Origin of the sequence: Streptomyces sp. NPDC059456, assembly GCF_042750055.1 — a bacterium.
Classification (GTDB): domain Bacteria; phylum Actinomycetota; class Actinomycetes; order Streptomycetales; family Streptomycetaceae; genus Streptomyces.
The window spans coordinates 1-6,426 of sequence record NZ_JBHYVA010000496.1 but is presented as its reverse complement, the minus strand read 5'-3'; the positions used below and the strand labels follow the sequence as shown (position 1 = coordinate 6,426).

At 76.4% G+C, this 6,426-nt stretch carries 6 protein-coding genes; 1 reads left to right on the top strand and 5 read right to left on the bottom strand.

The window, feature by feature from the left end; all coding sequences use genetic code 11:
- Window positions 1–104: 104 nt before the first annotated feature.
- The 4 genes from ACFXA3_RS31470 to ACFXA3_RS31455 form a co-directional block, all read right to left on the bottom strand.
- The gene (locus ACFXA3_RS31470) at window positions 105–2,120 is read right to left on the bottom strand and encodes a prolyl oligopeptidase family protein (protein ID WP_385192269.1); all 2,016 of its coding nucleotides are present in this window, start codon (window positions 2,118–2,120) and stop codon (window positions 105–107) included.
- An 85-nt stretch (window positions 2,121–2,205) separates the two neighbouring features.
- Window positions 2,206–3,819, bottom strand: coding sequence for a glutamate synthase subunit beta (locus ACFXA3_RS31465; RefSeq protein ID WP_385192266.1), 1,614 nt, complete (start codon window positions 3,817–3,819; stop codon window positions 2,206–2,208).
- Between the two features lie 110 nt (window positions 3,820–3,929).
- The gene (locus ACFXA3_RS31460; RefSeq protein ID WP_385192264.1) at window positions 3,930–4,706 is read right to left on the bottom strand and encodes a DUF4037 domain-containing protein; all 777 of its coding nucleotides are present in this window, start codon (window positions 4,704–4,706) and stop codon (window positions 3,930–3,932) included.
- 62 nt (window positions 4,707–4,768) lie between these two features.
- Window positions 4,769–5,242, bottom strand: coding sequence for a MarR family winged helix-turn-helix transcriptional regulator (locus ACFXA3_RS31455; RefSeq protein ID WP_385192261.1), 474 nt, complete (start codon window positions 5,240–5,242; stop codon window positions 4,769–4,771).
- A 61-nt stretch (window positions 5,243–5,303) separates the two neighbouring features.
- Here ACFXA3_RS31455 and ACFXA3_RS31450 point away from each other — a divergent pair, with 61 nt between their 5' ends.
- On the top strand, window positions 5,304–6,155 hold the full coding sequence (locus ACFXA3_RS31450) for an alpha/beta fold hydrolase (RefSeq protein WP_385192260.1): 852 nt from the start codon (window positions 5,304–5,306) through the stop codon (window positions 6,153–6,155).
- A gap of 46 nt (window positions 6,156–6,201) precedes the next feature.
- Here ACFXA3_RS31450 and ACFXA3_RS31445 read toward each other — a convergent pair.
- Window positions 6,202–6,426 (bottom strand): hypothetical protein (locus ACFXA3_RS31445; RefSeq protein WP_385192258.1); only part of this gene is annotated, 225 nt, incomplete at its 5' end.

Sequence of the window (6,426 nt, the reverse complement as noted above, 5' to 3'; positions counted from 1 at the left end):
TCGTGGCCCGGCCGCCGGTCCCTCGGCCCCCCCCCCGCCCCCCCCGCTCTGGCGGGGGGCCCGGCCGCGGCGCCCCCCCCCGCGGCCGGTCGGGCGGCGCCCGGTCAGGCCGGTCCGGTGCCCAGGTGCTGCCAGAGGAAGGTGTAGGCGAGGGCGTGGTTGACGGCGGCCTGTTCGTTGTCGCCGGCTCCGCCGTGGCCGCCGTCGGTGTTCTCGTGGAAGAGCACCCGGTGGCCCAGTTCCCGCAGCCGGGCGGCCGTCTTGCGGGCGTGGCCGGGGTGGACGCGGTCGTCACGGGTGGAGGTCATCAGCAGCAGCGGCGGGTAGGGCCGGTCCGCGCGGAGGTTGTGGTACGGGGAGAGGGCTTCGAGGTGGGGCCGGTCGGCTTCGCTGCCGGGGTCCCCGTACTCGGCGACCCAGGAGGCCCCGGCGAGCAGGCGGTGGTAGCGGAGCATGTCCAGGAGCGGCACCTTCGCGACGACGGCGCCGAAGAGCTCGGGGTGGCGGACGAGCATCGCGCCCATGAGGAGGCCGCCGTTGCTGGCGCCGGTGATGCCGAGCCGGCCGGGGGTGGTGATGCCCCGGGCGGTGAGGTCGGCGGCGACGGCCGCGAAGTCCTCGAAGGCCCGCACCCGGTTCGCGCCGAGGGCGGCGCGGTGCCAGGCGGGACCGTACTCGGAGCCGCCGCGGATGTTGGCGACCGCGTAGGTGCCGCCGCGGGCGAGCCAGGCACGGCCGGTGAGCGCGCTGTACCCGGGGGTCTGCTGGTCGCGGAAGCCGCCGTACCCGTAGAGGAGCGCGGGGCCCGGCCGGTCCCGGCCGGCGGGGCCGATGACGAAGTACGGGACCCGCGTGCCGTCGGCGGAGGTGGCGAAGAACTGCCGGACCGACAGGCCGCGGGCGTCGAAGCGGGCGGGGGCCTGCTTGACCTGCTCGGACGCGGCGCCGATGTGCCCGTACGCGAGGGTGGAGGGCTGGAGGTAGCCGTCGACGTCGAGGAAGTACTCGTCGCTGACGTCCGGGTCGGTGTCGGTGACGGTCGCCGAGGACAGCGGCGGCACGTCCGCCAGCGGGCGCCGGCTCCAGCCGTCGGGACCCGGGGTCAGCACCTCGATGCGGGTCGCGACGTCGGCCAGCGTCTCCAGGATCAGGTGGTGGCGGGTCCAGCTGTGCCCGGCCAGCGCGGTGCGCCCGTCCGGTGCGAACAGCACGTGCGCGGTGCGGTCCCCGGCGAGGAACGCGTCGAAGTCGAAGGCGAGGAGCGAGCCGGCGGGGTGTCCCAGCCAGGGGGTCTTCGGGGTGACGACGAGCCACTGCCGGTACGCGTACTTGCCGGCGTCGTCCGGTACGTCAATCCGCACGAGCCGGTCGCCCTCGGCGAGCAGGTACAGCTCGTGGTGGAAGAAGTCGGTGGAACGGGAGACGAAGTCGCGCTCGTGACCGGGGGTCGGGTCGTGCCAGCCGGCGGCGGACACGTCGGCGGCCTCGGCCTCGAACACGACCCGGGCGTCCGCGACGGGGGTGCCCCTGCGCCAGCGCCTGACCGTGCGGGGGTAGCCGGAGGCGGTCAGGGAGCCCGGCCCGAGGTCGGCGCCGAGGAAGACGGTGTCCTCGTCGATCCAGCCGATCCGGGTCTTCGCCTCGGCGACCTCGAAGCCCCCGTCGACGAAGGCGCGCTCCGCGAGGTCGAACTCGCGGACCACGACGGCGTCGGAGCCGCCGCGCGAGAGCTGGACCAGCGCCCGGCGGTGGTCCGGGTACCGGACGCGGGCGCCGGCCCACACCCACTCCTCGCCCTCCTGCGCGGCGAGGGCGTCGACGTCGAGGAGCACCTCCCAGGCGGGGTCGTCCTTGCGGTACTGCTCCAGCGTCGTACGCCGCCACACGCCCTTCGGGCGGTCCGCGTCGCGCCAGAAGTTGTACAGGTGCGCGCCGCGGCGGACGGTGTACGGGATGCGGTCGGCGTCGTCGAGGACCTCGCGCAGCTCGTCGCGCAGCGCTTCGAAGCGCGGGTCGCCGGTGAGGGCGGCGGCGGTCTCGGCGTTGCGCTCCCCCACCCAGGCCAGCGCGGCCTCGCCCTCGACGTCTTCCAGCCACAGGAAAGGATCTTCAGCAGTCACTCCACGATTGTGCAGCCCCGCGGGGCCGGCCGGAGCCGCTCGCGCCGAAGCGGGCGCGCCGGGACCGGGTCCCGGCCCGGGCCGGTCACGCGGACAGCGGCCGGTCGTGGGCGCCGACGGGGGCGGGCAGGGCCGTCGAGCCGGTGAGGTAGCGGTCCACGGCGGCGGCCGCGGCCCGGCCTTCCGCGATGGCCCACACCACCAGGGACTGGCCGCGCCCGGCGTCACCGGCGACGAAGACCCCGTCGGGCCGGCGGTGCCGGGGCCGGGCCGGTGGCCTGCCCCAGGCCGGCGGTGCGCCCGCCGCCGGGGCCTCGGCCCAGGGCGGCGCCTGGGCGTACGGCGCGGGCCGGGCCGGCCCGGATGCACCCGGCGGCGGGGGCTCGCCGAGGGCCGCGTAGTGCGCGTCGCGGGCGAAGTTGCCCCGGTCGTCGCGGGTGAGTCCGAGCTGTTCGCCGAGCCGGCAGTCCCGTTCGGGGCCGGAGAATCCGAGCGCCAGCAGGACGAGCCCGGCCTCGATCACCCGCTCGGTGCCCGGCATCGGCTGCCGCCCCGCGGGCTCCACCGCCGTCAGGTGCAGGGCTCGTACCCGGCCGGCCGCGTCGCCTTCGAAGTGCATGGTCGCGCTGGAGAAGAGCCGGGGATCGGTGCCGTGGCGGCCGCGCGCCTCCTCGTGGGCGTGCGAGATCCGGTACACCTGCGGGTGCACCAGCGGCCAGGGCTCGGCTTCCGGCCGGCCGGCGCCCGGTTCGGGGCGGATGTCGAGCTGGACCACCGACAGGGCTCCCTGCCGCAGGGCGGTGCCCAGGCAGTCCGATCCGGTGTCCCCGCCGCCGACGATCACGACGTGCCGGCCCTCGGCGGTGATCGCGGGCGTCGCGTGATCGCCCTCGCAGACCCGGTTGGCGCAGGTCAGGTAGTCCATGGCCTGGTGGATGCCGAGCAGCCCGCGGCCCGGGGCGGGCAGCTCGCGGCGCTGTGCGGCCCCGACGGCGACGACGACCGCGTCGTGGCGCCGGCGCAGTTCGGCCGCGTCCGTGCGGCCGCCGATGTCGGCGTCGGTGCGGAAGACCGTGCCTTCGGCCCTCATCTGGGCGATGCGCCGGTCCAGGTGCACCTTCTCCATCTTGAACGCGGGGATGCCGTAGCGCAGCAGGCCGCCCAGCCGGTCGGCCCGCTCGTAGACGACGACGGTGTGCCCGGCCCGGGTCAGCTGCTGGGCCGTGGCGAGCCCGGCCGGGCCGGACCCGATGACGGCGACGGTCTGCCCGCTGAGCCGGCCGGGCGGCGCCGGCGGGGTGTGGCCGAGCGCCCAGGCCTGGTCGGCGATGGTCTCCTCGACGTTCTTGATGGTCACCGGGTCGGCGTTGATCGCCAGGACGCAGGAGTCCTCGCAGGGGGCCGGGCAGAGCCGCCCGGTGAACTCGGGGAAGTTGTTGGTGGCGTGCAGCCGCTCGGCCGCGGCCCGCCAGTCGCCGTGCGCGGCGTACGCGTTCCACTCGGGGATGAGGTTGCCCAGCGGGCAACCGCCGTGGCAGAACGGGACGCCGCAGTCCATGCAGCGGTTGGCCTGCTCCGACACGACGGGCAGCAGCGTCTGCCCGGCGTGCACCTCCCGCCAGTCGCCGAGCCGCTGGTCCGCGGGGCGCGACGGGACGGGGTTCCGGGGGGTCCTGAGGAACCCGTACGGGTCGGTCATGCGCCGCCTCCCTGGTCCCGGGCGGATAGCGGTCAGACCAGGCTACGCCGCCCCCGGCGCGGCTTCCCGGCGGGAGGGCGGCGGTGCGCGCGGGGCGGGAGGGCGCCGGTTCACAGCGCGGCGCGGGTCCGTGCGACCAGCTCCCGCGCCCCGGCCACGGTGGCCGTGAGCTCCTCGGCGGTGCTGCCCGGCGCCCCCAGCAGTTCGCGGACGCGCCGTCCGAAGCCGGCCGGTGCGCCCGGCAGCGTCTCGGCCACGGCCAGCGCCCCCTTCTCGTTCAGGCACCAGCGGCGGTCGGCGGCGAACAGCGCCTGCACGAGGACGCCGACGGCCCGTGCCAGGCACAGCGCGACGTACAGGCCGTCCGCCCGGGCGGCGCCCTTCGCCGCACCCTCGACCAGGAACTCCGCCTCCCAGGCGGTTGCCGTCAGCGCGTCCCGCAGCGGCTCGGGGTAGTCGGCGGTCTGCCGCCGCAGGGCGGTCAGCTCGCCCGTCGGATCGGCGAGCACCCGTCCGAGCGCCACCTCGCCCGCGTAGCAGGGCGACCAGAACCCGAGCGGGTGCCCCGCCTGGGTGCCGACCTCGTACCGGCCCTCGCGGCACTGGTCCCAGACCTGTCCGACCCGGTCCAGGTCCCGCAGGATCCAGTCGACGGCGTTCCCCTCGGCCCGCAGCCACGCGCCGCCGTTCACCCAGGGACCCCAGTCGCCGGGTGCGGCCACGTCCACCCCGGGGCCGGCGAGCGCGCGCAGCGCTTCGAGGTCGAGGGCGCCGCGGTAGTAGACGCCGAGGTCCCAGTCCGATCCGGGCCGGTGCTCGCCGCGGGCCCGGCTGCCGCCGAGCATCACGCCGACCACGCCGGGGATCGCGGCCAGGCGCTGTGCCATGTCTTCGATGATCGTTTCCACGGCGCGAGTCTCACACGGATCCGGCCCGGACCGGATCCGTGTCAGGGCGTCGCGCCGTCCGGCGGACCGGTGGACGCCGCGACGTGCAGGGCCGTGGCCAAATACCGCTGTACGACCTCCAGTTCGGCGGCCGTGAACTCCTCGGCCGCGCCGACGAGGCCGCCGATGAGCGGACCGAAGAAGGACCGGCCGAGGTCGACGGCCTTCGGTTCCACGGTAAGCAGCACCCGGCGCCGGTCGTGCGCGTCGCGCGTGCGCCGCACCAGGCCCAGCCGTTCCAGCCGGTCGAGCAGGGCGGTGGTGCCCGCCGAGTTGAGCTTCAGGGCCTCGCCGAGCCGGCCCGGGGTGACGGTGACGCCCGCCCGGTCGGCGTCGAGCAGCCGGACCAGTGCCCGCAGATCGGTCGGGTGCAGGCCGTTGCGCTCCGCGAACTCGGCGCCGCGCAGGTGGAGTTCCATGGTGACCGCGCGCAGCAGGTGGACCAGCCGCATCGAGGGGTTGTCGTCTTCGCTCACCCGGCTAGTATCTCGCCGAGCGAGATGATTGGTCAACGAGACGATTCCCAGGGGGCCCGCCGTGTCCGGATCACCGGAGTTCTTCGCCGCCTACGAGGCGCTGCTCGACCGCTGGCCGGCGGGCACCGCCGAGATCGACGTCCCGACCCCGTACGGCACGACCCGCGTCCACGCGTACGGCCCCGCACAGGCCCCTGCGCTCCTCCTGCTGCACGGCGGGGGCGCCACCGGCGCCGTCTGGTTCGCGAACGCCGGGGCGTTCGGTGCGCACCACCGGGTGCTGGCCGTCGACATCCTCGGGGACGCCGGCCGCAGCGTGCGCGCGGGCCGACCGCTGCGCGGCGCCGCCGATCTGACGGCCTGGCTGGACGCACTCCTCGACGGCCTCGGGGTCCGGAGGGCCTGCGTCCTGGGCCATTCGTACGGGGCGTGGATCGCCGTCACGTACGCCCTGCACGCGCCGCGGAGGGTCGACCGGCTGGTGCTGCTGGACCCGACCCGGTGCTTCGCCGGCCACCGCCCGGGGTTCCTGCTGCGTTCGCTGCCCGTGCTGGCGCGCCCCACCGCGGCCCGCGTACTGGCCTACGTCGACCGCGAGACGGCGGGCACGGACACCGATCCGGCGTCCAAGCGGCTGTTCGCGCTGGCCGCCTCGGGCTTTGCGCACCGCAAACTGATCGTCGGCCGCCGGCCGGACACCGCGGCACTGACCGTCCCGCTGCTGGTCCTCCTCGCGGGGCGCAGCGGCGCGCACGATCCGCAGAAGGTGGCGGCCCGCGCCCGCGGGGCCGTCCCGCACGCCCGGATCGAAACGCTCGCGCACCTCACCCACTACGCACTGCCGACGGCCGCCCCCGCGCAGACGAACCGCCTGGTCTCCGACTTCCTGACGTCCCCCGCGGAGGGGTTCTAGACCGGCTCCGCAGGGGAGCCGGTCGGGTCCGCTGGTGGCGGGGGCGTCAGTCCAGGTCGAGGTGGTAGGCCCCGGCCACGGCGTCGGCGAACAGCGTGAACTGGACCCGGGGGCCCGCCTCGCCGTGGTGGGCGCCCTGGGCGTCGCCCGCGCCCGCGCGGGGGATCGCGACCCGGGCGGCGGGCCCCCCGCCCGGATCCCCCGCACCCCCCCAAACCCCCGGGCCCGGGGGGGCCCCCCCGGGGGGTGGGGGGTCGGGGGGGGCGGGCGC